Source organism: Helicobacter acinonychis, assembly GCF_900461455.1.
Classification (GTDB): Bacteria; Campylobacterota; Campylobacteria; order Campylobacterales; family Helicobacteraceae; genus Helicobacter; species Helicobacter acinonychis.
Genome location: NZ_UGIA01000001.1, coordinates 673,379 through 699,563, shown reverse-complemented (window position 1 = coordinate 699,563; position 26,185 = coordinate 673,379). Strand labels below are relative to the sequence as shown.

The 26,185-nt window shown below is 36.6% G+C and carries 28 protein-coding genes, 1 tRNA gene and 2 pseudogenes; 20 read left to right on the top strand and 11 right to left on the bottom strand.

The window, feature by feature from the left end:
* Positions 1–124 precede the first annotated feature (124 nt).
* The 5 genes from DYI00_RS03260 to DYI00_RS03240 all read right to left on the bottom strand — a co-directional run bounded on the left by DYI00_RS03260 (position 125) and on the right by DYI00_RS03240 (position 4,939).
* Complete coding sequence (locus DYI00_RS03260; RefSeq protein WP_011577883.1) at positions 125–880, bottom strand: HugZ family heme oxygenase; 756 nt, start codon at positions 878–880, stop codon at positions 125–127.
* A 206-nt stretch (positions 881–1,086) separates the two neighbouring features.
* Positions 1,087–2,712, bottom strand: coding sequence for an arginine--tRNA ligase (gene argS / locus DYI00_RS03255; protein ID WP_011577882.1), 1,626 nt, complete (start codon positions 2,710–2,712; stop codon positions 1,087–1,089).
* Between the two features lie 2 nt (positions 2,713–2,714).
* A complete protein-coding gene (locus DYI00_RS03250) occupies positions 2,715–2,954 on the bottom strand; it encodes a twin-arginine translocase TatA/TatE family subunit (RefSeq protein ID WP_011577881.1) in 240 nt (79 codons plus the stop codon).
* Positions 2,955–3,024: 70 nt separating this feature from the next.
* Positions 3,025–3,645 carry a guanylate kinase gene (gene gmk / locus DYI00_RS03245; protein ID WP_041600202.1) on the bottom strand — a complete coding sequence of 207 codons (621 nt, stop codon included), beginning with the start codon at positions 3,643–3,645 and terminating at the stop codon, positions 3,025–3,027.
* Positions 3,638–4,939, bottom strand: a complete 1,302-nt coding sequence (locus DYI00_RS03240) for a midas domain-containing protein (protein ID WP_011577879.1) — start codon at positions 4,937–4,939, stop codon at positions 3,638–3,640. Before DYI00_RS03240 ends, gmk begins: the two co-directional genes overlap by 8 nt.
* Positions 4,940–5,047: 108 nt before the next feature.
* Between DYI00_RS03240 and DYI00_RS03235 the strand changes: the two genes are divergently transcribed.
* A complete protein-coding gene (locus DYI00_RS03235) occupies positions 5,048–5,590 on the top strand; it encodes a phospholipase D-like domain-containing protein (protein WP_011577878.1) in 543 nt (180 codons plus the stop codon).
* Between the two features lie 6 nt (positions 5,591–5,596).
* Here the strand turns inward: DYI00_RS03235 and DYI00_RS03230 are convergent, their stop codons facing one another.
* Positions 5,597–6,331: an outer membrane protein gene (locus tag DYI00_RS03230; protein WP_162465377.1), complete on the bottom strand. Its 735-nt coding sequence runs from the start codon at positions 6,329–6,331 to the stop codon at positions 5,597–5,599.
* A gap of 131 nt (positions 6,332–6,462) precedes the next feature.
* On the opposite strand from DYI00_RS03230, the gene flgH reads away from it, so the two are divergent.
* Genes flgH through pseH form a run of 4 tightly spaced genes read left to right on the top strand, consistent with a single transcriptional unit; the run spans position 6,463 to position 9,270 of the window.
* On the top strand, positions 6,463–7,161 hold the full coding sequence (flgH, locus tag DYI00_RS03225; RefSeq protein WP_011577876.1) for a flagellar basal body L-ring protein FlgH: 699 nt from the start codon (positions 6,463–6,465) through the stop codon (positions 7,159–7,161).
* Between the two features lie 23 nt (positions 7,162–7,184).
* Positions 7,185–7,874 carry a pseudaminic acid cytidylyltransferase gene (gene pseF / locus DYI00_RS08415; protein WP_011577875.1) on the top strand — a complete coding sequence of 230 codons (690 nt, stop codon included), beginning with the start codon at positions 7,185–7,187 and terminating at the stop codon, positions 7,872–7,874.
* Positions 7,865–8,731, top strand: a complete 867-nt coding sequence (locus DYI00_RS08410) for a hypothetical protein (protein WP_041600201.1) — start codon at positions 7,865–7,867, stop codon at positions 8,729–8,731. Before pseF ends, DYI00_RS08410 begins: the two co-directional genes overlap by 10 nt.
* Positions 8,728–9,270, top strand: coding sequence for a UDP-4-amino-4,6-dideoxy-N-acetyl-beta-L-altrosamine N-acetyltransferase (pseH, locus tag DYI00_RS03215; RefSeq protein ID WP_011577873.1), 543 nt, complete (start codon positions 8,728–8,730; stop codon positions 9,268–9,270). Before DYI00_RS08410 ends, pseH begins: the two co-directional genes overlap by 4 nt.
* Here pseH and DYI00_RS03210 read toward each other — a convergent pair.
* Together DYI00_RS03210 and DYI00_RS03205 are read right to left on the bottom strand one after the other, a co-directional pair.
* On the bottom strand, positions 9,203–10,141 hold the full coding sequence (locus DYI00_RS03210) for a tetraacyldisaccharide 4'-kinase (RefSeq protein ID WP_011577872.1): 939 nt from the start codon (positions 10,139–10,141) through the stop codon (positions 9,203–9,205). The two genes, pseH and DYI00_RS03210, sit on opposite strands and share 68 nt — an antisense overlap.
* Positions 10,138–10,920, bottom strand: coding sequence for an NAD+ synthase (locus tag DYI00_RS03205; RefSeq protein ID WP_011577871.1), 783 nt, complete (start codon positions 10,918–10,920; stop codon positions 10,138–10,140). Before DYI00_RS03205 ends, DYI00_RS03210 begins: the two co-directional genes overlap by 4 nt.
* Before the next feature lie 84 nt (positions 10,921–11,004).
* Between DYI00_RS03205 and DYI00_RS03200 the strand changes: the two genes are divergently transcribed.
* The 13 genes and pseudogenes from DYI00_RS03200 to DYI00_RS03135 all read left to right on the top strand — a co-directional run bounded on the left by DYI00_RS03200 (position 11,005) and on the right by DYI00_RS03135 (position 19,381).
* A tRNA-Arg gene (locus DYI00_RS03200) sits at positions 11,005–11,081 on the top strand.
* Positions 11,082–11,175: 94 nt separating this feature from the next.
* Positions 11,176–12,168 carry a ketol-acid reductoisomerase gene (ilvC, locus tag DYI00_RS03195; RefSeq protein WP_011577870.1) on the top strand — a complete coding sequence of 331 codons (993 nt, stop codon included), beginning with the start codon at positions 11,176–11,178 and terminating at the stop codon, positions 12,166–12,168.
* A gap of 22 nt (positions 12,169–12,190) precedes the next feature.
* Complete coding sequence (gene minD, locus DYI00_RS03190) at positions 12,191–12,997, top strand: septum site-determining protein MinD (protein WP_011577869.1); 807 nt, start codon at positions 12,191–12,193, stop codon at positions 12,995–12,997.
* Positions 12,994–13,227 (top strand): cell division topological specificity factor MinE, encoded by a 234-nt coding sequence (gene minE / locus DYI00_RS03185; protein ID WP_000051430.1) that lies wholly within the window; start codon positions 12,994–12,996, stop codon positions 13,225–13,227. Before minD ends, minE begins: the two co-directional genes overlap by 4 nt.
* A gap of 6 nt (positions 13,228–13,233) precedes the next feature.
* On the top strand, positions 13,234–14,034 hold the full coding sequence (gene dprA, locus DYI00_RS03180; RefSeq protein ID WP_011577868.1) for a DNA-processing protein DprA: 801 nt from the start codon (positions 13,234–13,236) through the stop codon (positions 14,032–14,034).
* Positions 14,031–14,435: a Holliday junction resolvase RuvX gene (gene ruvX, locus DYI00_RS03175; protein ID WP_011577867.1), complete on the top strand. Its 405-nt coding sequence runs from the start codon at positions 14,031–14,033 to the stop codon at positions 14,433–14,435. The genes dprA and ruvX overlap by 4 nt, the downstream gene beginning before the upstream one ends.
* Before the next feature lie 323 nt (positions 14,436–14,758).
* The gene (locus tag DYI00_RS03170; RefSeq protein WP_041600282.1) at positions 14,759–15,316 is read left to right on the top strand and encodes a cysteine-rich Sel1 repeat protein; all 558 of its coding nucleotides are present in this window, start codon (positions 14,759–14,761) and stop codon (positions 15,314–15,316) included.
* Positions 15,317–15,432: 116 nt separating this feature from the next.
* Positions 15,433–15,771, top strand: coding sequence for a hypothetical protein (locus tag DYI00_RS03165; RefSeq protein WP_011577865.1), 339 nt, complete (start codon positions 15,433–15,435; stop codon positions 15,769–15,771).
* Positions 15,755–16,315, top strand: a complete 561-nt coding sequence (locus tag DYI00_RS03160; protein ID WP_041600200.1) for a hypothetical protein — start codon at positions 15,755–15,757, stop codon at positions 16,313–16,315. Before DYI00_RS03165 ends, DYI00_RS03160 begins: the two co-directional genes overlap by 17 nt.
* Positions 16,316–16,335: 20 nt before the next feature.
* Positions 16,336–16,756, top strand: a pseudogene (locus DYI00_RS08405) (lysozyme family protein); the annotation flags it as partial.
* Between the two features lie 250 nt (positions 16,757–17,006).
* Positions 17,007–17,410 (top strand): annotated as a pseudogene (locus DYI00_RS03145) (DUF1294 domain-containing protein).
* On the top strand, positions 17,394–18,173 hold the full coding sequence (locus DYI00_RS03140) for a hypothetical protein (protein ID WP_041600281.1): 780 nt from the start codon (positions 17,394–17,396) through the stop codon (positions 18,171–18,173). Before DYI00_RS03145 ends, DYI00_RS03140 begins: the two are co-directional and overlap by 17 nt.
* Positions 18,170–19,381, top strand: a complete 1,212-nt coding sequence (locus DYI00_RS03135; RefSeq protein WP_011577859.1) for a hypothetical protein — start codon at positions 18,170–18,172, stop codon at positions 19,379–19,381. Before DYI00_RS03140 ends, DYI00_RS03135 begins: the two co-directional genes overlap by 4 nt.
* A gap of 8 nt (positions 19,382–19,389) precedes the next feature.
* Here DYI00_RS03135 and DYI00_RS03130 read toward each other — a convergent pair whose 3' ends face one another.
* From DYI00_RS03130 to pyrG, 3 genes are read right to left on the bottom strand one after another with little or no spacing between them, the layout of a single operon-like run.
* Positions 19,390–20,271: an RluA family pseudouridine synthase gene (locus DYI00_RS03130; RefSeq protein ID WP_011577858.1), complete on the bottom strand. Its 882-nt coding sequence runs from the start codon at positions 20,269–20,271 to the stop codon at positions 19,390–19,392.
* Positions 20,271–21,821 (bottom strand): single-stranded-DNA-specific exonuclease RecJ, encoded by a 1,551-nt coding sequence (gene recJ, locus DYI00_RS03125; protein WP_104709317.1) that lies wholly within the window; start codon positions 21,819–21,821, stop codon positions 20,271–20,273. Before recJ ends, DYI00_RS03130 begins: the two co-directional genes overlap by 1 nt.
* A gap of 8 nt (positions 21,822–21,829) precedes the next feature.
* The gene (gene pyrG, locus DYI00_RS03120) at positions 21,830–23,446 is read right to left on the bottom strand and encodes a glutamine hydrolyzing CTP synthase (RefSeq protein ID WP_011577856.1); all 1,617 of its coding nucleotides are present in this window, start codon (positions 23,444–23,446) and stop codon (positions 21,830–21,832) included.
* A gap of 282 nt (positions 23,447–23,728) precedes the next feature.
* Between pyrG and DYI00_RS03115 the strand changes: the two genes are divergently transcribed.
* The gene (locus DYI00_RS03115) at positions 23,729–24,397 is read left to right on the top strand and encodes a phosphatase PAP2 family protein (protein ID WP_011577855.1); all 669 of its coding nucleotides are present in this window, start codon (positions 23,729–23,731) and stop codon (positions 24,395–24,397) included.
* 48 nt (positions 24,398–24,445) lie between these two features.
* On the top strand, positions 24,446–26,149 hold the full coding sequence (gene fliF / locus DYI00_RS03110) for a flagellar basal-body MS-ring/collar protein FliF (protein WP_011577854.1): 1,704 nt from the start codon (positions 24,446–24,448) through the stop codon (positions 26,147–26,149).
* The last annotated feature ends 36 nt before the right edge of the window (positions 26,150–26,185 follow it).

Here is a 26,185-nt window from a genome sequence, read left to right as displayed (position 1 = left end):
TAAGGGGATAAGAGTATTTTGTAATGATCCTCCCCTAACCCCCAAGATCGCCTTCTCTAAGAGATGATCGCTTGATTAAAATCAAGCTTTTTTGCATTTTATCTCAAAAAATGCTTTAGCATTTTTACTTTTTGTGGGGGAAATTGTGTGGGTTGCCTTTATCTCCAACATAAGCGACTTTATCGCCCAAAATATCATAAGCTTGACCAAAGCCTTTCACAAAGCGCCCTTCTTTAAAATCCAAAGCGATCAAATGGAAATCTTGCATGGTGCGAATGGTTTTAATGCCCCCAGCACCACCGGTTTTTTCAATGAATGCATCAAAGACTTTGTCAAACTCTGCCCCTCTTTCAATAAAACGAGCGTTGGTTTTATAACGCAAGCGTTTTCTTAAAATGGCTGATTTAGCCTTGCTTTCATCTTCTAAAAACATCACTTCCACATTGTTTGGGTTGTGTTTAAGACCCGCAAAATGCTCAGCCACTTCACTCACATAAATGTAGTATTGTTTGCCATCATGCATCAAGCTCGCATAAGAGCATACCACATGCCCATTAGGGTGTAAAGTCGCTAAACAGATGGAATCAAAGCTTTCTCTAAAGGCTTTAATTTCTTCTTCCACGCCTTTTAAATCATGGGTTTTTTCTACGCTTTGGCACAATTCAATGATGGCGTCTTTGTAGTCTTTAGGGTCTTTAACTTCTTGGTTAAATTCAATCCTTAAGGTTTGATTGTCGTTGTAACCAATCACAACGCCTTGGGGATCCACGCTCTTAAATGCAACATTTTCAGCGTGATGGACTTGTCCGAATTTTTTCAATAAACCTTTCATGTCTTCTACATGGTGGGTATTCATGTGCTCTATAATACGATTAAGCATAATATTCTCTCCTTAGTTTTTAAAAACCATGGAATATTATAACAAAAACCTAAATTTAAGCTTAATCTTCGATCGTTTTTGTAGCAAAAATTCAATTTTCTTAAAGGGGGTGCTTATCGCTTGATGGAATCAAACTCTTTATTGTTTGATTGCAAAAATGCTTAAAGCATTTTTAAAATCAACGCCCAATGGGAGAAAAACTGCATTCAATCTTTGGCTGAAATTTTGGTTTTTATCTCTATGCCTAAAAGTTTAAAGGCGTTAGTCAAACTCAAGCTCACCATTAAGCAAATTTTTAAAAGTTCTTTGGTTTTAGGGGTGTCTAAAATCTTGCCGGCGTTATAGAAGCGGTGGAACTCTGATGCAAGAGTTTTTGCATATTCGCACATTTTTTGCAAGCCATATTCTTCAAAAGAGGCTTCAATGATTTTAGGTAAGCTTAAAGCGCTAAAGAGAAGATATTTTTCTTCGGCGTTTAGGTTTTTTAAAGGGGTTTGTAAAATTTCTTCTTTAGAAAAAGGGGATTTTTCCAGCATGGTATGAATGCGCGAGTTAGCGTAATGGATGTAATAAATAGGGTTTGAGCTATCTTGCTTTTTTAAAGTATTGACATCAAATTCTAAATGGGTGTCAAGCCGTTTGCTTAAAAAAATAAACCTTAGAGCGTCTTTACCAATATCATCAACAACATCTTTAATCAAAATAAAATTACCCGCCCTTTTACTCATCTTGTAAGGTTCGTTATCTTTGAGTAATCCCACCATTTGAGCGAGTAAGACTTCAAGCTTATTAGAATCATAGCCTAAAAACTTAAGGCTGGCCTTTACTCTAGCGATATAGCCGTGGTGATCTGCCCCCCAAATGTTGATATACTTGGTGTAGTTTTGCTTGAATTTTTCATTATGATAGACAATATCGCCGGCTAAATAAGTGTAATTTTTGTCTTCTTTGACAAGCACCCGATCGCTTTCATCTTGGTATAGGGAAGATTTGAGCCAGATTTTAGAATCTTTTTCATAAAGGGCGTTCGCTTTTTCTAAGTTTTTAAACACCGCATCTTTATGTTTAAAAATTTCTTTTTCGCTCGCATAAGAATCAAAATGAATGCCCAAAGAATCCAAATTGTCCTTGATTTCTAAAAGCATTAGATCTTTAGCATAGGAGCTTAAAACTTCAATAATAGTTTCTTCGTTTTCTTTAAAAAGGCTAGGTTCTAAATCGTTGTGAGCTTTTTTGGCGATTTCTATGATATACTCGCCCTTGTAGAAGACTTCTGGGTAAGTTACGCCCTCTTTTAAAACATGCTCTCTATAAGCGAGCCACACTGAAAGCCCTAACAAGCGGATTTGAGATCCCATGTCATTAACATAATATTCGCACAAAACCTCATGCCCTAAAAAGCGAGCGATTTTAGCCAAACTATCGCCAAACACCGCCCCCCTAGCATGCCCTATGTGTAAAGGTCCTGTGGGGTTAGCACTCACGAATTCTAAAAAGATTTTTTGAGAATTTTCGCTTTTAAATTTAGAGCCAAATTTTTCTTTTAATTCCAAAGCCTTTTGGGTGAAACGCTCCAAAAAATCCAAAGAAAGCGTGAAATTGATATAACCCTTACAAGCCACCACGCTGTCAAAAAACCCTTGAGTTTTAGCATGCGTGCTGATTTTAAGGGCTAATTCCTCAGCAATAACTAGTGGCGATTTTTTAAAAATTTTAGCGAGATTGAAAGCAATGGGCGTAGCGTAATGCCCATGTTCTCGGTCTTTAGGGTGTTCAATAATGACTTCAGCTTCTAAAATCTCTTCTAAAACGCTCTTAATGAGAGTGTGCATTTTTAACCTTCTTGTTTGTTTTTAATTTCACTACTCTCATGCACTTTGGCTTGTGTTACTTGAGCGTCTAGGGTTTTAGGCTCATTTTTAGCCTCTTCTTCATCGTCTTTCACGGCTTTTTTGAAATTTTTAATCCCACTGCCTAAACCTTTAGCCAATTCAGGGATCTTCTTAGCCCCAAACAACAACACAATCACTAATAAAACAATGACCCAATGCCATATACTTGTAAATCCACCCATCTATTACTCCTTGAATTTATTGGTTGGTTTGCTTTGAATTATAGCTTGTTTAAAAAAGAATTGATAAACTTTATAAGGATTCGTTTTTCCAAGCCTTGCATATTTTTTCAAAATTAAACGCTTTTAAACGATGGACGAGAGTTTTGGCGATGCTTAAGATGATTTCTTTGGATTTTTCTAAATCTTCATTGATGATGAGGTAGTCAAAACTCTCCAAGCTTTGCATTTCCTTATAAGCATTAATCAAGCGTTTTTCTATCGTCTCTTTAGAATCTGTCCCCCTTAAAAGCAAGCGCTCTTTTAAAATCTCTTGGTTTTTGGTGCTAATAAAGACTGAGCATGCGTTAGGGTAATGCTTTTTAAGACTCTCATGCCCTTGCACATCAATATCAAAAATCACAATCTTGCCCTCTTTTAAGGCTTTTTCCACAAGGGCTTTAGAAGTGCCATAATAGTGGTTATGCACGATCGCCCATTCTAAAAATTGCCCTTTTTCTATGCCCTGCTTAAACTCTTCTTCGCTGACAAAATTGTAATGCAAGCCATCAATTTCGCCCTCTCTAGGCTTTCGTGTGGTGGTGGAAAGAGAAAAATAGGTTTTTTGGATCTTTTCTTGCAAATACTTTGTAAGGGTGCTTTTACCAGCCCCACTAGGACCTGAAAGAATGAGCAAATTAAAATCATTATGCATGCGGATTTTTATTCTCTAGAGTGATTTTAATGCTTAAGGTTTTGTTTTCTAAAAGGCTTTTTAAGGACTCTTGATTGAGGCTTTTTAATAAGTCTTGCAAATTCAAGCGCAATTCTAGGGAGCTAGAAGTTTCATCGCTTTTTTGGGGGTTTTTTGCGTTTTCTTGTGGGGTCTCTGTAACGCTTTCTTTAGGTTTTTGTGTGGCGTTTTCATTGCTAGAGCTTTCCATCAAAGCTTCATCAACAAGAGGTAACGCTTCCCCCATCGCTTTAGCCATCACCGGTTCAGGAATGTCTTCAATGGTTTCGTAGTTGTCTTGGGTTTCTTCTTGGGTTTTTTGCGGCGTTTCTGTTTCTTGTGCTTGGGGGGTTTCTAGTTCTTTAGGAATTTCTAATTCTTGCGTTTCTGTTTCTTGCGGTGTTGCTGCGATTTCTTGGTTTTCTAACTCTTGTGCTTGTGTTTTTTCAGTAACAACTTCTTGCACTTCTTCTTTATCCTCTTGGTGGTTGGAGTTTTCTTGGATTTCTTTGACTAATTCTTGCATGGCTTCTAATTCTTGTGCGTTTGAGGGATCTTGTGTTTTTTTTGGTGCTTTCTCTCCTTGCACCCCCTCTTGTTCTTGTGTTTCTTCTTGGGGGGTTTCTAGTTCTTGGGGCGTTTTTGCACTCTCTTGCGTGTTATCGTCTTTAGGAATTTCTTCTTCTCTTGTGGTTTCTTCATCTTGGGGCGTTTCTGCAACTTCTTGCGTTTCTTCTTGTGCTTCTTTTTCAATTTCTTTTTCTTCTTTCGTGTTTAAAGTGGGGAGTAACCGCTCTTCAGCGTTAGGATCTTCTTTGGCTAGGGCTTCTAAATCGCCTAAATTTTCTAACGCATCCCAATTGGCTTCTAATGTTTCTTGAGTGGGACCTAAAGCTTCGGTTGGGTTAGGTTCTGATTTGCCAGGTTGGAAACCCAACTTTTTTTGAAGGATTTTTAACATTTCAGTGGGCAAAAAAGGTTTTTTGATTTTCATCTCAAAGCCTTCTAAAAAGGGTTGCACTTCATTGCCTTTTCTATGCATGCACACGCTGTTTTGGTTTTGAGAGATCATTTCTTTCAATTCTAGCCAATCCGCTTGATCCAGTTTTTCCAAACACTCATCATCGGCTATTAAAAGCCATTCTAGATCTTTTTTAAGGCGTGCTGATAACTCTTCATAGCGTTCAAAACACTCTATAAGCAACTCTAATTTTTTAGAAACGCTTTCAAGCAGCTTTTTGATCATAGGGTTTTGGCTAAATAGAATCATTGTCATTTTAAGAACTCCTTATTTTTTATTAAAAACGCTTTTTAAGCTGTCAATCTTTACCACTTTTTTTAAATCTTTTATTATAATCAAAAATACGCTTAATAAGGAACATTGATGTTAGATAAATTTAAAAAAATCGTTGGCGTGGGTGTGTTGGTGGGCTGTTTAGGGGTTTTGCAAGCTAAAAATAGCCTATTTGTCTTACCTTATGAGCAAAGAGACGCTTTGAACGCTTTAATTTCTGGGATTAGTAATGCTAGAGAGAGCGTGAAAATCGCTATTTATAGTTTCACGCACAGAGATATTGCAAGAGCGATTAAAAGCGTAGCGAGTAGGGGGGTTAAGGTGCAAATCATTTATGATTATGGGAGCAATCACAATAACAAGCAATCCACTATCGGCTATTTAGACAAATACCCTAACACTAAAGTGTGTTTGTTGAATGGGCTTAAGGCGAGAAAGGGGAGTTATCATGGCATCATGCACCAAAAAGTGGCGATCATTGATGATAAAATCGTGTTTTTAGGATCGGCGAATTGGAGCAAAAATGCTTTTGAAAACAATTATGAAGTGCTTTTAAAAGCCGATGACACAGAGACGATACTCAAAGCCAAGAGCTATTATCAAAAGATGCTAGAAAGCTGTGTGGGGTTTTAAAACCCTTTAGAAGTGGTAATTATACCCCACATAAAAGGCAAAGACCCTACGCATTTGAACATTGATCGTATCGCTTGTGTAGTATTTGTTGTTGATGGTGGGGAATTTAAAACCAATTTCAAACTCATGCTCATCCACAAATAAGGCTCTCATGCCAAAGTTAAAAAGGAATTGAAAAGAGGTATTATTCACCTCTCTATTGGCAATGCCTAATAATTCCCGTCCTTTATCGCCTATATACCAACTATTCCCAGCAATCGCAATCCCCCCAAACATGCCAATATCCACACTAATATCATCTTGATAGAAACTCCCTTGGAAGAAATTCCATATCGCATCCACGCCCACGCCATAAGTGATCATGTTATTGCCACCATAATAACCTTTAGGGTATCTCATGCCATAGCCTTGCCAATCTAAAAAAGCAAAATAGCGCAAGCCAAGGACCTTATCCGTATGGAAAAAATGCTTATAGCCCATAACCAAGCCAATCCCATTGGCTCCCATGTTGGTGAGTTTTTTAATGCCATTGACACTAGAGATGGTGCGGATGTAACCGTTTTGATAGTCAATGATTTGTTGCACTTGATGTATATTGGTTAGTAAATTAATCGATCCTGTTTGGTAATTGAATCCCATATACAAATTTTTTGTCCAAGAAGGTGCAGCGCTTTGTTCATAAGCCCCTAAAGCGTGCACTAACAAGCTTGTGCCAACCATCATTTTTAATAAGGTCTTCAAATTCATCTCCTAATGTGGGTTTAAGGTTTGTTGTTATCTGATAGATTTTACAATAACTTGCTCCAAATTAAGCATTTATTTCTTATAAGAGAGTATAATTTAAGACTTAAAATAGTAAATAAGGCTAGTGAATGAAAAAAGCGCTTTGTATAGGGGCTATTTTGTTGAGCATGTCAGCCAATGAGCCTAAAATTGATTTTAACCCTCCTAATTATGTAGAAGAAACCCCCTCTAAAGAGTTTATCCCAGAATTGAATAAGTTAGGGAGTTTGTTTGGGCAAGGCGAGCGCCCCTTATTTGCGGATAGGAGAGCGATGAAGCCTAATGATTTGATCACAATCATTGTCTCTGAAAAAGCGAGTGCGAATTATTCTAGCTCCAAAGATTATAAAAGTGCATCAGGGGGTAATTCCACGCCCCCAAGGCTCACTTATAACGGTCTAGATGAGAAAAAGAAAAAAGAAGCAGAGTATTTAGACGATAAGAATAATTACAATTTCACTAAATCTAGCAATAACACGAATTTTAAAGGTGGTGGCTCGCAAAAAAAGAGCGAAGATTTAGAGATCGTGTTGAGCGCTCGCATTATTAAAGTGCTAGAAAATGGGAATTATTTCATTTATGGCAATAAGGAAGTGCTAGTGGATGGGGAAAAGCAAGTCCTTAAAGTGAGTGGGGTGATCCGCCCTTATGATATTGAAAGGAATAACACCATCCAATCCAAGTTTTTAGCCGACGCTAAGATTGAATACACGAATTTAGGGCATTTGAGCGATTCTAACAAAAAGAAATTCGCTGCTGATGCGATGGAAACCCAAATGCCTTATTGAAAAGAGCGTTTAAAAATATAACTATGAGAGTGATCGCTATTGTTTTGGCTAGAAGTTCTAGTAAAAGGATCAAGCATAAAAATACTATAGATTTTTTCAATAAACCCATGCTCGCTTACCCTATTGAAACGGCACTAAACTCCAAGATCTTTGAAAGAGTGTTTGTTTCTAGCGACAGCATGGAGTATGTTGATCTAGCCAAAAATTATGGGGCGAGTTTTTTGAATCTACGCCCTAAAGTTTTAGCCAATGATAGGGCTACGACTTTAGAAGTGATGGCCTATCACATGGAAGAATTAGAATTAAAAGATAATGATATAGCGTGTTGTTTGTATGGCACTTCAGTTTTTTTACAAAAAAAGCATTTACAATGCGCTTTTGAGACTTTAAAAGAAAATCAAAATGCGGACTATGTTTTCACATGCTCTCCATTTAGCGCTTCGCCCTATCGTTCTTTTAGCCTTGAAAATGGCGTTCAAATGGTCTTTAAAGAGTATTTAAACACATGCACGCAAGATTTAAAAACGCTCTATCATGACGCAGGGTTGCTCTATATGGGGAAGGCTCAGGTCTTTAAAGAAATGCGACCTATTTTTAGCCAAAATTCTATCGCTTTAGAATTATCGCCATTAGAAGTCCAAGACATTGACACTTTAGAAGATTTGGAATTAGCCAAGCTCAAATACAGCCGTTTAAAAAATTCATGCCAGTAAAAATTTTGTGCGATGCGTTTGTAACAAGCGGTTTAGGGCATGTGAGGCGTGGTGAAAAAATCCTTTCTTATGTAGAAAAATTAGGCGTTGAAGCGAGCCTTTATTTGCATAAGCAAAACGATATAAGCGCTTTTTTAGAGGGCGTTAGCGGTGATGATTTTTTGATTACAGACAGCTATTATTTGGATTCAAAAGATTTTTATCTTTTGAAAGAAAAATCTCAAAACCTTATGGTGATAGAAGATAAAGAGCATGCCAAAGGGTTTTACCCTAAAAACACTAAAATCATGAATTTCATGCTTAATGCTTTAAATTATTATAATTATTTTTCTAAAGATTATTATTTGGGGGTGGAGTTTTACCCTGTTGATATTCGTTTTATTTATGATCGCCCTATCAATGCAGAAAATAAAGAAGTGTTGATCACGCTAGGGGGGAGCGAGCCAAGAATATTAAAAGAGATAGTTAAAATTTTAGAGAATAATGAGATAAATTTGCATATCATTTCATTTAATATCCCTAAAAACCCTCCCAAAAACACGCATTACTACAACCATTTAAGCCCTTTAGAGTTTAGTTCTTTAATGAAATCTTGCGCTTGCGCCATTAGTGCTGCTGGTCAAACTTTGTATGAATTAGCCCTTTCTCAAACACCCTCGCTCATTATCCCCATTGTGCCTAATCAAATCCTTCAAAGCAAAGAATTTGAAAATTCAGGCATTTTCAAACAAACGAGTTTAAAAACTTTAGCTAAAGATTTTGAAAAGTTGCAAATTCAAAAAAACCAACCATGGGCAAAAAACCTAACCTTTGGGAGCAAATTAGAGGGTGCGTTAAGGGAGTTTTTAGAGGTTTGAAAAAAAATTATTGTTATCAAAATATCCAAGCGATTGATTTTATCCGTTTAAGCGATGAAGAAAAGTTGTTGGTTTTAGAGTTTCGTAACCACCCAAACACTTCCTTATGGATGTATAGCACTTTTATTCCTTTGAAAACGCATTTGCAATTCATAGAAGATTTAAAAAACTCACCCAACCACCGCTATTTTTTGTTTAAAGAAGAAGGCGTTTATTTGGGGGTTGGCTCTATCACTAAAATCAATCTTTTCCATAAGCATGGGTATTTGGGGATTTATAAAAACCCTTTTTTAAAAAATAAGGGGGATACTATTTTAAAAGCCTTAGAATTTATCGCTTTTGAAGAGTTTCAATTGCATTCTTTACACTTGGAAGTGATGGAAACTAATTTCAAAGCGATCGCTTTTTATGAAAAAAACCATTATGAGTTAGAGGGGCGTTTGAAAGGCTTTATCTCTAAAGACAAGGAGTTTATAGATGTTCTTTTGTATTATAAGGATAAGAAAAAATATAATTGTCAATCTTTTCTAAAACTTTAGGGTCAATTTCTAATCTTAAATCCAGTACGCTTAAAGGCAATTTACAATCTTGTAATTTGACTAAATCTTTTGAAGTAACCAACAAGGAAGTGGCGTTATTTTTATGAAACTCTTTTTCTAAAAGCTTCAAATTAAAAGGGGCATGGTCTTTAAAATAGATTTTTTTAACCACTTCTTTGGGCAAGAATGCGTTTAAGCGGCTAGGGTTAGCGATAGCCGTTACTAAAAGCATGCGTTTGGTGGGGTGGGTAGTAGAGGTGATTCTTTTATAATCCTTATCTTCTGTAATGACTAAATGGGCTTCTTTATAGCTTTTAATGCTTTCTCTATACAACCCACTAGGCAAACAAAAGGGGTAGTAGGGGGGGACTTTGGGTTTTAAAAGCAAGTTGAATTGGTTGAAGTTAAACCTAAAACCATCGTCTAAAAACACGATCTTTGATCCTAATTCAAGGGCTTTTAAAATGCCTAGCTCTCTTTTTTCGCTCACAATCACGCTCGCTTGTTTTAGATTTAAGGCTAAAAGATAGGCTTCATCGCCCGCTGTGTTTTGAGAAACTAGAATTTTCCCTTTAACGCTCACCACCACTAAACCTTTAGAATTTCGCTGATACCCCCTAGAGATGATCGCTACTTCTTGGTATCTTGGAGCGATTTCTAAAATAAAGGGCGTTTTACCGCTTCCTCCAGCGATTAAGTTACCTACGCTAATAATAGGGATTTTAAAGTCATGTTTTTTGGCGGTTTTTCGTTTAAAAGTGGCGATGCATTGATAGATTAAAGAAAAAGGATAGAGTGCAAAAATCAACCCTTTTTGCAAAAGAGTGGGGGTGTAAAAATAGCGTTCTAAAAAGGGTTTATCGCTTTTCATTTAGGATCAAATCGTTTGGCGATGGTGGGTAATTCTAACTTAAAAGCGTTTTTTTGGATACGGCTTATGGTGTTTTTAACTAAAGTTTCATCATAGCCTAATTGAGTGAGCGTCTCTAAATGGATAGGCTTTGTTCGAAATAACGCTTCAATATCCTTTAATAAAGGATCAATCACGCTATAGGGATAGCCCAAATCCTTTTCATCGCTTTGACCTACAAATAAATCCGCACTAGGGGGTTTGTCTAAAATCTTTTTAGGGATATTTAAATGTTGAGCGAGTTCATAAACTTCAGTCTTAAATAATTCCCCAATCGGATTGATCGCGCACGCCAAATCCCCAAATAAAGTGCCATAGCCTAGCATTCTTTCGCTTTTATTGCTCGTGCCAATGACTAAAGAATTACTTTTTAAAGAATAATCGTATAAAAAAGCCATGCGCAACCTTGAGCAAAAATTCCCCTTTCTGGTAAGGCTTGCGTCTTTAAAATAAGAGCAAAAGATTGCATCATAGGGTGCGATAGAATATTCTGTATAGGGGATAGAAAAGGTTTCGCACAGATCCAAAGCATCTGATTTGCTTTCTGGCATAGAAACTAGAGAGGGCATTAAAAGGGCATGGGCGTTTTCTTTAAAAACCTTTTGAGACAGCACCCCAACGACCGCACTATCTAGCCCCCCACTCAATCCATAAACGACTTTTTTAAAGCCTCTTTTTTGCGTTTCTTTTTCTAAAAAATCACATAAATAAGATATGAGTTTGTGGTAATGTTTTTGCATGCTTTGAATTATAATAGAAAAAATGTATCCTTTAAGTAAAAAATTAGTTTTTCTTGCTATAATCTTTGTTCCACTTCTTTAGAAGTGCTCGTAGCTCAGCTGAATAGAGCAACAGGTTGCGGTCCTGTAGGTCGGGGGTTTGAATCCCTCCGAGCACACCATTTAATGAGTTTTTAATATTCTGCATGTTTTTAAATATTATCGCTCCCATTATGGTAAAATAATTATCTGCTTAAACACGCTAGGAGATTTGATTTGGCATTATCCGTTTATTACGATAAAGACATTGATTTAGGCGTTATCCAATCCTTACAAGTGGGCATTATTGGTTATGGCACTCAAGGAGAAGCCCAAGCACTCAATTTAAGAGATTCTAAAGTGAAAGTGCGTGTTGGCTTGTATCAAGGGAGTTTGAGCATTCCAAAAGCAAAGGCAGAGGGCTTTGAGGTGTTGGAAGTCAAAGAATTAGTCCAAAAGTCTGATGTGATCATGGCGTTACTTCCGGATGAATTGCATAAGGAAGTTTTAGAAAAAGAAGTGATCCCTTTTTTAAAAGAGGGCCAAATTGTGGGCTTTGCTCATGGTTTTAGCGTGCATTTCAATCAAGTCTCTTTTAAAAAAGGCGTGGGCGTGATTTTAGTCGCACCAAAAGGACCGGGGAGTGCTTTAAGAGAAGAATACCTTAAAAACAAGGGCTTATACCATTTGATTGCCATAGAGCAAGAAAATTCAAAAAACAACGCTAAAGCCGTGGCTTTAAGCTATGCAAAGGCGATGGGTGGGGGGAGAATGGGGGTTTTAGAAACGAGCTTTAAAGAAGAATGCGAGAGCGATTTGTTCGGCGAGCAAGCGGTTTTGTGCGGAGGGTTGGAAGCGGTTGTAAGAATGGGGTTTGAAACTTTAATCAAGGCAGGATACCCTGAAGAATTAGCCTATTTTGAATGCGTGCATGAAGTGAAATTAGTAGCGGATTTACTGCATTATAAGGGGGTGGAGGGTTTGAGAAAACACATTTCTAACACCGCTGAATTTGGGGCGATTAAAGCGAGAGAGCCTATGGAAAATTTATTAGAAAAACGCATGCAAAAAATCTTAAAAAAGATTCAAAACGGCTCATTCGCTAAGGATTTTTTACTAGAAAAGAGCTTGAATTACCCCAGGTTAAACACAGAAAGAAAAGCCCTAAAAGAGACTAAAATAGAGCAAGTTGGGGAAATTTTACGCACCCCATTCAATCATGAAAAATAAATCATTAAAATAAAGGAATCATATGGCAATAGTAGTTACTATCACTTCAGGTAAGGGGGGCGTAGGTAAAAGCACCACCACGGCTAATTTGGCGATCGGATTGGCTGAAAGCGGTAAAAAAGTCGTAGTGGTTGATTTTGATATAGGCTTGAGAAACTTAGACATGATTTTAGGATTGGAAAATCGCATTGTTTTTGATGTGGTAGATGTGATGGAGAAAAATTGCAACCTTTCGCAAGCGTTAATCGTGGATAGAAAGACTAAAAACCTTTCTTTTTTAGCGGCCTCACAAAGTAAAGATAAAAATATTTTAGATAAAGAAAAAGTAGCGACTTTAATCAACGCTTTAAGGGTGGATTTTGACTATATTTTGATTGACTCGCCCGCTGGGATTGAAAGCGGTTTTGAGCATGCGATTTTGCATGCGGACATGGCGTTAGTGGTGGTAACGCCGGAAGTGAGTTCTTTAAGGGATAGCGATAGAGTGATTGGCATTATTGATGCGAAGTCTAACCGGGCTAAAAGGGGCGAAGAAGTGCATAAACATTTAATCATCAACCGCTTAAAACCTGAATTAGTGGAAAGTGGTGAAATGATTTCTATTGAACAAGTGTTAAAGATTTTATGTTTGCCTTTGATTGGGATCATTCCTGAAGATAGCCACATTATTTCAGCAACCAACAAGGGCGAGCCGGTGATTCGCACTGATTGTGAGAGCGCGAAAGCTTATCAGCGCATCACCAGAAGGATTTTAGGCGAAGAAGTGGAATATGTGGAATTTAAGGCTAAAAGAGGTTTTTTTAGGGCTTTAAAAGGGATGTTTTCATGAGTTTGTTTGATTTTTTTAAAACTAAAGGGAGTGCGGCTACTGCAACGGATAGATTAAAATTGATTTTAGCTAAAGAGCGCACTTTAAATTTACCTTACATGGAAGAAATGCGTAAAGAAATCATCGCCGTCATTCAAAAATACACTAAATCTTCAGACATTCACTTTAAAACCCTAGATAGCAATCAAAGCGTGGAAACGATTGAAGTAGAGATTATATTGCCTAAATAGTTTAAAATGAAAAGTAACTTCCAATATAGTGCACTAGAAGGTATCCCTAAAGTTTTTGACATTCTTAAAGACCCCCCTAAAAAGCTCTACTTTATAGGCAATACCGTTCTCTTAAATGCACCTTTAAAAGTGGCTATCATAGGCACAAGAAGACCCACCCCTTATAGCAAGCAACACACGATCACTCTAGCTAAAGAGCTTGCTAAAAATGGTGCGGTTATTGTGAGTGGGGGAGCGTTAGGCGTGGATATTATCGCTCAAGAAAACGCCTTACCGAAAACGATCATGCTTTCGCCTTGCAGTTTGGATTTGATCTATCCTACTAATAACCATAAAGTGATCCAAGAAATCGCACAAAACGGCTTGATTTTAAGCGAATATGAAAAGGATTTCATGCCCATTAAAGGCTCTTTTTTAGCGAGAAACCGCTTAGTGATCGCTTTAAGCGATGTAGTGATTATCCCTCAAGCGGATTTACAAAGCGGTTCTATGAGCAGCGCGAGATTAGCCCAAAAATACCAAAGACCCTTATTTGTTTTACCCCAACGCTTGAATGAGAGCGATGGCACTAATGAGCTTTTAGAAAAAGGGCAGGCTCAAGGGATATTTAACATTCATCATTTTATAAACACCCTTTTAAAAGATTATCATTTACAAGAAATGCATGAAAATAAAGATGAATTTTTAGAATATTGTGCGAAAAACCCTAGTTATGAAGAAGCGTATCTCAAATTTGGGGATAAACTTTTAGAATACGAGCTACTAGGCAAGATTAAGCGCATCAATCATATCGTAGTGTTAGCATGATTTTAGCATGCGATGTGGGGCTAAAACGCATTGGCATAGCCATGCTTTTAAATGGCATTATCTTACCTTTAGAAGCGATTTTACGCCAAAATAGGAATCAGGCTTCTAGGGATTTGAGCGATTTATTGAAAGAAAAAAACATTCAAGTGCTAGTGGTGGGCAAGCCTAGTGAAAATTATGCGGATACGAATATTCGCATTGGGCATTTTATCAAGCTTGTAGATTTTAAGGGCGAAATCGTTTTTATCAATGAAGATAGCTCTAGCATAGAAGCTTATGAGAATTTAGAGTATTTGGGCAGGAAAAATAAGTGGCTCGCTATTAAAGACGGCCGTTTGGACTCTTTGAGCGCTTGCAGGATTTTAGAGCGCTATTGCCAGCAAGTTTTAAAAAAGGGCTAGGGATAAAATTCTAGTATAAAAAATGCTCAAAGATATTTTTTAAAATAAATATAATAAAATAGATTGACATTGGTCAAGCGATAATTTCTTGTAATGCGGTCTTTAGGGGATTTAAGCACAAAATACCCCCCCTATCCCCTCATGATTTTTACTATAAAATAACCAAAACCTCATTTTTGAAAATTAAAAGGTTTTAGTCATTAATATTTGGTTATAATAAAGTCTGAATTTTTTAATAAAAGGGAGAGCGTCATGTTAGGGAATTTCAAAAAAGCTATTTTTAGGGTTTTATGCTTGGGTTGCGCGGTTATGGGGGGGGGTTAATGGCAAGCCAAACCCCTAAAGAGCTTTTTGATTGGGGTGTAGAGAGTAACAAAGCGAGAAATTTTACTCAAGCTAAAAAATACTTTGAAAAAGCGTGTAATTTAAACTATGCTGAGGGGTGTTTTGGTCTAGGAATTTTATATATTCATAAAGACTTTGGAGAAAAGAATTATAAAAAAGCTCTTGCTTTAATGACTAAAGGGTGTGAATTAAACTATGCTGTAGGGTGTTCTTTTTTAGGGACTTTATATCAAAATGGGAATGGAGTAAAAAAGGATTTAAAAAAAGCTTTTGCTTCGTATACTAAAGCGTGTGGTTTAAAAGAAGGTTATGGGTGTCTCAGACTAGGAGAGATGCAGCGTTCTGGCGAAGGCGTAGTCAAAAATCTAAAACAAGCGATGAAAACGCTAAAAAAGGGTTGCGAATTAAAAAATGAGATGGCATGCATGGGATATGGAGTGGTCGAATTGGAGATTAGGCAAGAGCGTTGCAAACTAGGAGATGAGGTGGCATGCTATACACTTGAACCACTACTAGATTCAATGGATTCAAAATAAATGCTGTTTTTTGGCTGACTTTCATGCTTTTGTAACCTTAACCAGAGAGTTTTAATCTTTTTTTGGTATTCTTTTAAGGGTCATTAGTCTTAAAAACTCTTTAAAAACGGATAACCATGAAAATTATGCATCAAGTCAAGGATTTTTTAGATTTTTGCAAACAAACGATCCACAAAAATTCCAATGAAGCGTTTCAAAAAACGAAGCGGGCGTTTTTTAAAGAAAAATCTCAAAAAATCAGAGAGCAGGCGGTTAAAATCGTAGAAAAACGCTTGACAAAAGAGAACATGCAATTGAGCGATTTTAGTGAAGAAGAATTAAAAATCATGTTTGAAGCTGAAGAAAAAAGGTTGTTAGAGCAAATCCACGCTAAAGAATTGAAAGAAAAACAAGAAAAAAACACCAAGCATTTTAAAGAAGTTTGGGAAAAGGGCGAAAATGAACAAGAAAAATAGCGTGTTTTCTAGCTTAATGAATTTTTTTAGTGAAAAGAATGAACGCTGGTTGTTAGCCCACAGGCACACGAGAGGGTTTGTGATAGTGGCATGGCTTTTTAGGTTTAAAAGCATTGCGTTTTCTATTTTGATCACTTTGCTGATTATTTTGGTGGATATTTGGGTTTATAGCGATGTGCGCCAATTTTTATTGGACACTTCTAGCTCTTTTATTTTGCTTTTAATCGCTTTATTGATCAAGTGGGGCGTGATTATTTTTAGTGTACATAAATGCTACCAATTCAGCAAAAAAATGTTTGCACTCATTCAAAGAAAAAGGCAAATTAGAGAGAATTTAAGAAACCGCTTCAGTCAAAAAGACGCTAAAAATGTGGAAAAACTCTCTAATATCGCTGAAGAAATCATTTCAAAAAAACAAGAAGAGTTCCACCACCAAGAAGATCTTAATAATAAATCTCATAAAGACAAGCTTTCTAACATTACCGAAGAAATGATTCTTAAAAAACAAGAGGAATTGAAAGCTAAAAAGGATAAAGAGAATTAAAGAAGTGTTGAATGCTTTGTCTTAGTAGATATGCATGGTATAAAAATTTAGACGCCATGAGAAAAATGGTCATTTTAGATTTGAGTTATAATGTAGGGTTAAATGGGTTGCTTCAATTCAAACGATTCATTAAGCTATGGAGAGTAAAAATTATGCTTTAGCGGTAGAAAGATTGCAAAAGAGTAAAAGTATGCTGATCAAGTGAAAAAAGAGCGTCAAGGAATAGGGAAATTTTGAAATTGGGGGGTTGCAAAAAGCATTGCAATAAAGAAATACACGATAGAAAAAGTAATTAAAGAAGTGGGTCTTAAGTTTAAATCAAGATCTGTCATGCCGTATTTTTTCAGTGAATACGATTTGACAAAAAACGCCAACAGAGAAGATGCTAAAAAACTAAGAGAGCGAACGATATTGATTTTATCAAGAACCCATAAAGGGTGAGAAATCTTAAAAGAATATTTAAACGAAAGTTGTATTTTGCTTGAAGAATAGGGGTTTTAGAGTGGTTTTAGTTTTGTATAAAGCAAGCGGTAATTTAAAAAGAATAAAAGCTACGATTTAATATTATTGTGCTAAAGTCCTTAGGCTAAATTTTTGTAAAGGAATGAATTTGAGAATTAATCTTTTGTCTTCTCTCTAAAAAGCCAAGTAACAGTGTTTGGGTTGTTAAAACACTCTTAAGGTGGTAAGAGTGGAATTTTTTTCTATTATTTACTTGGTCATAATCAATAGTTTGATTTTTATCATCATGGCAATGGATAAAAACTCAGCTGAGCAAAAGATGTGGTGTATTCCTGAAAAAGCTTTATGGGTTTTATCTATTTTGGGCGGATCTGTTGGGTTTTAGTCGCCATGCTGATATACCGACATAAAATTTTAAAGCCTAAATTTAGATACGGAATTTTACTCATTTGCTTGATAGAGAGCGCGATCCTTTACTTTATCAATCAAACTTATTTTTGGATGGTATTTTTAATCATGATCTTACTATCCTTAATAATAGTAGCACTCAAAATCTTTCTTCTTACCGATAACCTTAACAACCGCTTAAACACCACAAAAGGAGTCAAAAATGAATATACCCCATTTTTTTAAAATCATTATAGAGACGAGCGTTATTGTAGGGGTGCTATTAGGTTTATGGTGTTTGACTTACGATAAGTTTTGTTTTTCCTTACTCTTTGTGTTGCTGATATTAGGGATTGTCGCTTATAGCTATATTTCTTTGAAAATGCATCAAAGAAAATGCTTTGCTAAATGTTTTTTGAATAGTCAATCTTGGTTAGCAAAGTTGTTACACTCTCCAATAATGGTAACTATCTTTTATTTTGTTTATTCTATTCTCATATCTATATCCATTGCTTATAGCGTGCTAGATTATAACTTGATGATGTGGGGGGTTGTGTTTATCAACATTGTTTTTTGCACTGTGGTCTTTAGCATGTTTGAAAAAATATTTAAAAATATCGTTAATGAAGAATATTTAATGCTAATGTCTAGAGAAATGAGCGCTATGGTAGGGACTTTTTTCTTTGTCTCAATTAGCTGTTATGTTATTTATCACAATAACATGCCCAATTATTTACAACCAAATTTATGGGACACCATTAAGGCAGCAAGCAACTCCCTTTATTCAAGTTGTGATGATATAGATTATTTTTTAAAATCTAAAAAAATGTTAGAGGGGTTTGCTTGGTGGGGCATGCTTAAAGCAGAAACCTTTGGAATAAATGGAAGGCTTGAGGTTATGGGTTGGGCAGCGTTTATTTTTTATAACGCTCTTAGTGGGATAGCTATCGTTAGATTGAGCGTTCAAATCATTTATGTTTTATCAAAGTATTTTAAGGAGCAATTATGAGTGATAAAGACTTAGAAATACAAGAAAAAGAAAAAATTAAAAAAAAGAAAGGAAGAAAGTATATTTACATTTTTTTAGGAACTATTATTGGTTTATTTATAACTTATAATATTATAAGTATCATTTTATATAATGAACCTAGTCAAGAAATGAAAACGGCTCACACAAAAACAATCCTTAAGTATTTGCCAGATCTAATAAAAAACAATCTTGATAGCCATCAACTAGAAATAAGTGATTTACTAAATAGTGGTAAAGATAGAATGTATAGCGAGATAGACACTCAAGTAGATAATCTTTTTAATCCAATAGAAAATAATGTGGATAAGTTTTTAGACTGGCATTATTCTCTTAAGGGAAATTATACTGAGCTTGGTCTTTGGTTGGCTAAAGCAACCGGTTTGAGTGTAAAAGATGCGATAGCTAATAAATTGCAAGAAAAATTTTTAGGGACTGATTACGAACAAAGATTAAAAACGATGACAGACAATATTTCTGATACTTATATAAGCTTATTAACCCAACATAAAGAGGATGTAGAAAAGATCGCTACACAAGGAATGGATACAAATGATTCACAAATCGCAGAAATTTTAAAAAATATTGATGATGGAATAGATGATAAAATAAAAGAACATGTTAAATTAAAATCATACTTCATAGGGGCAGTAGGGGTAGTGGCTAGTGTGGGTGTTGGTGTGATTATGGGAAAGATAGCCCCAGAATTTTTGGCAAAACTTAGCACTAGATTCGGTGTTGGAATTCTTACAAAAGGTATAGGTGGTGGGCTTATCTCAGCTATTGGGGTTGATGTGGCTTTTAATTATTTTGATGAAAAGTTGAATAGAAAAAAGTTTAAAGAAGAGATTGAAAACAATATCAAAAAAGTGAAAGAAGATCTAAAAGAAAACCTCAAAGATGATTTTGATGATAGTATTGAAGAACTTGGTGATGATCTTAAAAATGCTTTTACAAATCCGCAAGCAATCGTTGGCGGTCAAACTCTTAAAGATCGCATGAAAGGTCTTGACCCAAACACTCAAGAAAAAGATTCTAAAAGAACAATTGAGATGTTCAATAAAATGCTTAATCAAAACATTCAAGAGAATTTTGAAAAAATAGAAATATTTGGGGTGCCACAAACCGAGACATTCAAAGATCTCAACCAAAACACCCCCAAAGAGAATAATCAAGGAGATAATCAATAAATGGGGGGTCAATCTTTTAAAAAAGGCATGAAGCGTTTGGGCATGGGGGAAGTAATTTTATAATGCGCCCCTTTAAATTCAAATTCTAAACTTAAGGCATGGAGCATGAGTAATGGGGCGTTATTTTCGCGCTTTAATTGAAGGTATTCTCTAGCGTTTTCATCTGCCACCCCATAAAGCCCTTCGCCCACGATCCTATGATTCATGCTGCTTAAATGCAAGCGGATCTGGTGCGTACGCCCAGTGAGTGGGGTTATTTTAAGTAAGCTCACATCTAAAAAAGAATTATAAGCTAACGGCTCAACAAGAGTGGTTGAAGGCTTGCCCAAAGGAGAAATTTTAGATCTAATGCGCAAATCTTTTTGAATGTTTTCTGGCGTTAGAATGGGCTTATCTATGGTGGTATTTTGATCCATTAACCCATGCACTAGCGCCAAATAAGTTTTCTTCACTTTTTTTTGCATAAAAAGCGCTTTTAAATCTTTGGTGCTTTGTGGAGTTTTGCCCACTAGAACTAATCCGCTCGTTTCATAGTCCAATCTATGGGCTGGGTGGGCGTTTTTGCCAAAATGAGATTGGATGCAATCTAATAAGCTTTCATGGTAAAAATAGCCTTTAGGGTGGGTATAGACTTGAGTGGGTTTGTCAAATATGCCAAAATCTTTAGTCTCAAAAACAAGTTTTCCTTGCTTTTCATTAGGCTTGAAATAAATCAAGCTAACGATCCCTTGAATGATTTGAGATTTACGCACGATTTGTTGATTTTGTTTTAAGCGTTGTTTGTCAAGGTGCCGTTGGGCTTCTTTTAAAGAGCATTTCAAAATATCACACACCAAAAATAAGGCTTTGGTGGGTTTTAAAATTTCAAATTCTTCTTCAACAAACGGCACTATAACAAACTTTTAACAAACATTTTAGGCTCATTAGAATACTCATCTAATTCCACGCTAAAAAGCACGCTCACCTTTTCGCCCACTTTTAAAAACCGCTCAGCGTTAAAATAAATAGCGTCTTTGACGCTTTCTTCATCCTTAAAACGCAACGCTTGATGGCTTTCTTTGATGATTTTTTCTTCTATGACTTCTAAATTTTGTGCTTGGAATAAGGGTTCAGGGTTTTCTTGCCCATAAGGTTCGCCCATTTCTATAATCTCTAAAAGCTCTTTGTCAATGTCTTTTAAGCGTAATATCAAAGGGGGTTCTTTTTCACAAAAAGGCAAGACTTTAAAATCAAAATTTTCTAAAGTTTCAAAGAGTGAGACCATATTATTTTTTTCAACGCTCAAACCGCATGCTTGTCTATGCCCCCCATAGCCCAATAATAAAGAAGAAACCCCATTCAAAGCGTCAATCAAATCAACATTTTGAGAGCTGCGCCCACTCCCCTTATACGCCCCTTCTTTAAAAGTAAAAACTAGGCTTGGCTTTTGAGTGGCTTCCACTAATTTTGAAGCCACAATCCCAAGCACGCCCTCATGCCAATTATCCTTAAGAGCGATGATGATTTTTTCCCCAACCAACGCATGCTTAAAGGCTTCTTCAAAAACCTGTTGTTGGGTTATTTTTCGTTCATTATTGCATGCTTTCAAGCGTTCATACAAAAAACAACAATCTTGCAAATTATTCGTGCTTAAAAAATCTAGGGCCACTCTAGCATCTTGCATGCGCCCTGCGGAGTTGATTAAGGGGGCAATATTAAAAGAAATATCGCTTGTTTTTAAAGAGCGTTTTCTAAAAACTTCTTTTTGGCGCAAAAACCCTATCGCTCCTAAAGGTTCTTTTTGTAAAAAATACAAGGCTTTAGAAACCAAAAAGCGGTTAAAAAAAGTCAAAGGCATCATATCAGCGATAGTCGCCACGCCCACTAAACACAATAACTCACTAGAATGGCTTTTTTCTTTTTTTAAAAGTTGGTGGATACCATAGCACAAATAAAACGCTACTAACGCCCCACACACTTCTTTTTGGATAAAATGACAATCTGGTTGCTGGGGGTTGATTACAGCATAAGCGTCTGGGACTTCATTATTTTGTAAGCAATGGTGATCCGTGATGATAAGGGTGTAGTTTTTTTCTTTGCAAAATCGTGCGGCTTCAAAGGCATTGATCCCATTATCCACCGTGATGATCAAAGGGGCATGGTATTTTTCTAAAAATTGTTTAGAAATCCCATAGCCATCCATAAAACGATTGGGGATCGCAACATGGACATGCTTATAATTTAAACTCGCAAAGAATTTTGCCATGATAGTGGAGCTAATCACGCCATCAGCGTCATAATCGCCCACGACTAAAATCTCTGTATATTTTTCCATCGCTTCTATGATTTTGAGTGCGGCTTTTTTCAAGTCTTTAAACAAAAAGGGGCTAGGAAACCCTTTTTCACTATAAGCGATAGAAGCCACTCGCTCTTTAATTTGAGCTTCAAGCTTTTGTTTCATTGTTTAGGTTAGGATTTAAAAAGAGTGCTCTTAATGAAATCCAAAATAATAGGGTTAGGGCTTTGCAGCCTAGAAGTGAATTCTGGGTGGAATTGCACCCCTACAAAGAAAGGGTGATCTTCTAATTCAATCGCTTCAATCAAATGATTTGCCCCAAAACCCACCACTTTCAAGCCTTTATTTTCCCACTCTTGGCGGTATTTGGGGTTGATTTCATAGCGATGGCGGTGTCTTTCTTTAATGCTTGGTTTTTTATAGGCTTTTTCCAGTAAGCTGTTAGGCATAATTTCGCATTCGTATTCGCCTAATCGCATGGTGCCACCCAAAGGCGAATTATAGGTACGCACTTGTTTTTGGTGGTTTTGATCCATAAAATCTTCAATCAAATACACTACAGGATATTCGCAGCGTTGGTTAAACTCCGTAGAATTAGCCCCTTTTAAACCCAAAACATTCCTACAAAATTCAACAATCGCTAATTGCATGCCCAAACAAATCCCTAAAAAGGGGAGTTTTTCTAATCTCGCTCTTTGAATGGCGCAAATTTTGCCTTCAATCCCCCTTTCTCCAAAGCCCCCCGGCACTAAAATCGCATCAACGCCCTCTAAATTGGTCTCTTCATTAAAATTCTCGCTATCTAGCCATTCAATATTGACTTGCGTATCCAAATGCGCCCCTGCATGGATTAAGGCTTCAATCAAGGATTTATAAGATTCTTTCAAGCTTAAATACTTACCCACAAAACCGATTTTGACTTTGTGTTTAGGAGCGATAATCTTTTCTACTAGAGTGTTCCATGCCGCCATTTTAGGGTGCAACTTATTCAAATTAAAGCGTCTTGCAATGGGAGTTAAAATGCCTTCTTGTAAGAAAAGAATAGGGCATGCGTAAATGCTTTTAGTGTCTGTGGCCACAATCACGCTGTCTTGCTCCACATCGCAACTCAAGGCGATTTTCTTTTTTAATTCTTTACCCAAAGGTTTTGGCGATCTAGCTAAAATGATTTGAGGGGTTACGCCAAGGCGTCGTAATTCTTGGACAGAATGCTGCGTGGGCTTGGTTTTCAATTCGTTAGTGGTTTGGATATAAGGGATTAAGGTTACATGCACATTGATGACTTTTTCATTCCCTAATTCTAGTTTAAGCTGACGGATCGCCTCTAAATAAAACATGCCCTCCATATCGCCCACAGTACCACCCACTTCCACGATTAAAAAATCCAACCCTTTAGCCGTGCTTTTAATACGCCTTTTAATCTCATCGGTAACATGGGGGACGATTTGAATGGTCTTGCCTAAATATTCCCCTTTCCTTTCATTCTCTATCACGCTTGAAAAAATCTGCCCAGTAGTGAAATTATTCAACCGGGTTAAATTCCTGTTTAAAAAGCGCTCATAATGCCCTATGTCTAAATCCGTTTCAGCACCATCGCTTGTCACAAACACTTCCCCATGCTCTAAAGGGCTCATGGTGCCTGGGTCAATATTAATATAAGGGTCAATCTTTAAAATAGAAACCTGATAATTGCAATGCTGTAAAAGCGTAGCGATTGAAGAAGATGAAATCCCTTTCCCTAGAGAGCTTAACACACCCCCTGTAACGAATATAAATTTGGCTCTATCCATAAATTAATGCGTTCCTTTGATTTTATATCGCAAATTGTAATCTAAAAAGGGTTAAAAAGCTTTTAAAAAGCTTTAAAAGAGGGCAAAAACTAAAGCCATTTCAAAAAAAAAAAAAAAATAACCCACACAAGGGCGATTTTTCAGTTTCTTATTAGCTAGGTTTGACTAGAATTAAAGAGATCTTATGCGTTTAAATCCTTGTTTAAACCCTCTAAAGAGGCGTTTTTGTTCTTGGTGCTATAGTATAAGTTTTTGATTAGCTGGCTAAAAGGGTTTTAAGTAATGGCTGAAAATTCTTTCAAAAATGTTTCTATACAACCCAAACCATTCTTTTTATTGCAAGTGAAAGCCCTTTTTCTTTTAGGGGGATTTTTTAGCGTGCTTTTTACGATTATCATTGGCTTGGTTTTTTTTGATTACACCAATTCAATGGATAATGCCATTTTTAATTTAGTGCATTCAAGCTCTGTTAATTCCGGCTCCGCATTAGATTTTATACTCCAACGCATCGCTTTTTTAGGCTATTCTCAATTCGTGTTGCCCTTTAGCTTGTTAGTGGGGGTGTTTTTAAGTCTTTATCGCAGAAATTTAGCGCTTGGGGTGTGGTTAGTGTTAAGTGTGGTGATATTTGAAGCCCTTTTAGAATCTTTAAAACACCTTTTTACGCATTCCATTCAGTGGCTTTCGTACAGCACTAACTTGCCAAACTCCTATGCACTTTCTTTAGCCCTTTTTTATGGGTTGCTTATTTTATTGATACCTTATTTTATCGCCCACAAAACGCTCCAAAATATTCTGACTTATGGCTTATTTGGTTTGATTCTTTTAATAGGGTTGGTGCTGATTGTTTTAGGGGCGTCTTTTAGCAGTGTTTTAGGAGGGTTTTGTTTGGGGGCGTTAGGGGCTTGTTTTTCCATAGGGATTTATTTGAGCGTGTTTAAGAGAATTTGATTCCAACAAACGGCTTAAAAGAATGAAAAATTTATCGAGGTTTTAATATTGGATTTAAAGATATTATTGCAACGGATTGTTGATTTTTTCATCAAACTCAATAAAAAGCAAAAAATCGCCCTGATTGCAATGGGGGTTTTGATCACGGCTTTGATCGTGTTTTTATTGCTCTATCCTTTTAAGGAAAAAGGCTATGTACAAGGGGGTTATGGGGTTTTATTTGAAGGCTTGGATCCTAGCGATAACGCTCTAATCTTGCAGTACCTCCAACAAAACCAAATCCCTTATAAAGTCTCCAAAGACGACACTATTCTCATCCCTAAAGATAAAGTCTATGAAGAAAGGATCACTTTAGCTTCTCAAGGGATCCCTAAAACGAGTAAAGTGGGTTTTGAAATTTTTGATTCTAAAGACTTTGGGGCGACTGATTTTGATCAAAATGTCAAACTCATCCGCGCTATTGAGGGCGAATTGTCGCGCACGATTGAAAGCTTAAATCCTATCCTTAAAGCCAATGTGCATATTGCAATCCCTAAAGACAGCGTGTTTGTCGCTAAAGAAGTCCCTCCAAGCGCTTCAGTGATGCTCAAGCTTAAGCCTGATATGAGGCTCTCGCCCACTCAAATTCTAGGGATTAAAAACTTGATCGCTGCGGCTGTGCCTAAACTCACGATAGAGAATGTGAAAATCGTGAATGAAAATGGCGAGCCATTAGGCGAGGGCGATATTTTAGAAAATTCCAAAGAATTAGCCCTAGAGCAATTGCACTACAAACAAAATTTTGAAAACATTTTAGAAAGTAAGATCGTCAATATTTTAGCCCCTATTGTGGGGGGTAAAAACAAGGTGGTCGCAAGGGTCAATGCGGAGTTTGATTTCAGCCAAAAGAAAAGCACCAAAGAGACTTTTGATCCTAATAATGTCGTAAGGAGCGAGCAAAATTTAGAAGAAAAAAAAGAAGGTGCTCCTAAAAAGCAAGTCGGCGGTGTGCCTGGAGTTGTGAGCAATATCGGTCCTGTGCAAGGATTAAAGGACAATAAAGATCAAGAAAAATACGAAAAGTCCCAAAACACGACCAATTATGAAGTGGGTAAAACCATTAGCGAAATTAAGGGCGAGTTTGGCACTTTGGTGCGCTTGAATGCGGCGGTTGTGGTAGATGGCAAGTATAAAATTGCACTTAAAGATGGGACAAACGCTTTAGAATATGAACCCTTGAGTGATGAAGCGCTTAAAAAAATCAACGCCCTAGTGAAACAAGCCATTGGCTATAACCAAAATAGAGGCGATGATGTGGCAGTGAGTAATTTTGAATTCAACCCCATAATCCCTACGATTGATAACGCCACTTTTGGCGAAAAAATCATGCATAAAACCCAAAAAATATTAGGATCTTTTACGCCTTTAATCAAGTATCTTTTGGTGTTTGTGGTGCTCTTCATCTTCTATAAAAAAGTGATTGTGCCTTTCAGCGAGCGTATGCTAGAAGTGGTGCCTGATGAAGATAAGGAAGTGAAATCCATGTTTGAAGAAATGGATGAAGAAGAAGATGAAATGAATAAATTGGGCGATTTGAAAAAGAAAGTAGAAGATCAATTAGGGCTTAATGCAACCTTTAGCGAAGAAGAAGTAAGATATGAAATTATTTTAGAAAAGATTAGAGGGACCCTTAAAGAGCGCCCTGATGAAATTGCAATGCTCTTTAAACTCTTAATCAAAGATGAAATTTCTTCAGACGGCATCAAAGGTTAAAAAAGGCTAAAGTATAAAGGTTAAAGATAAAGGCTA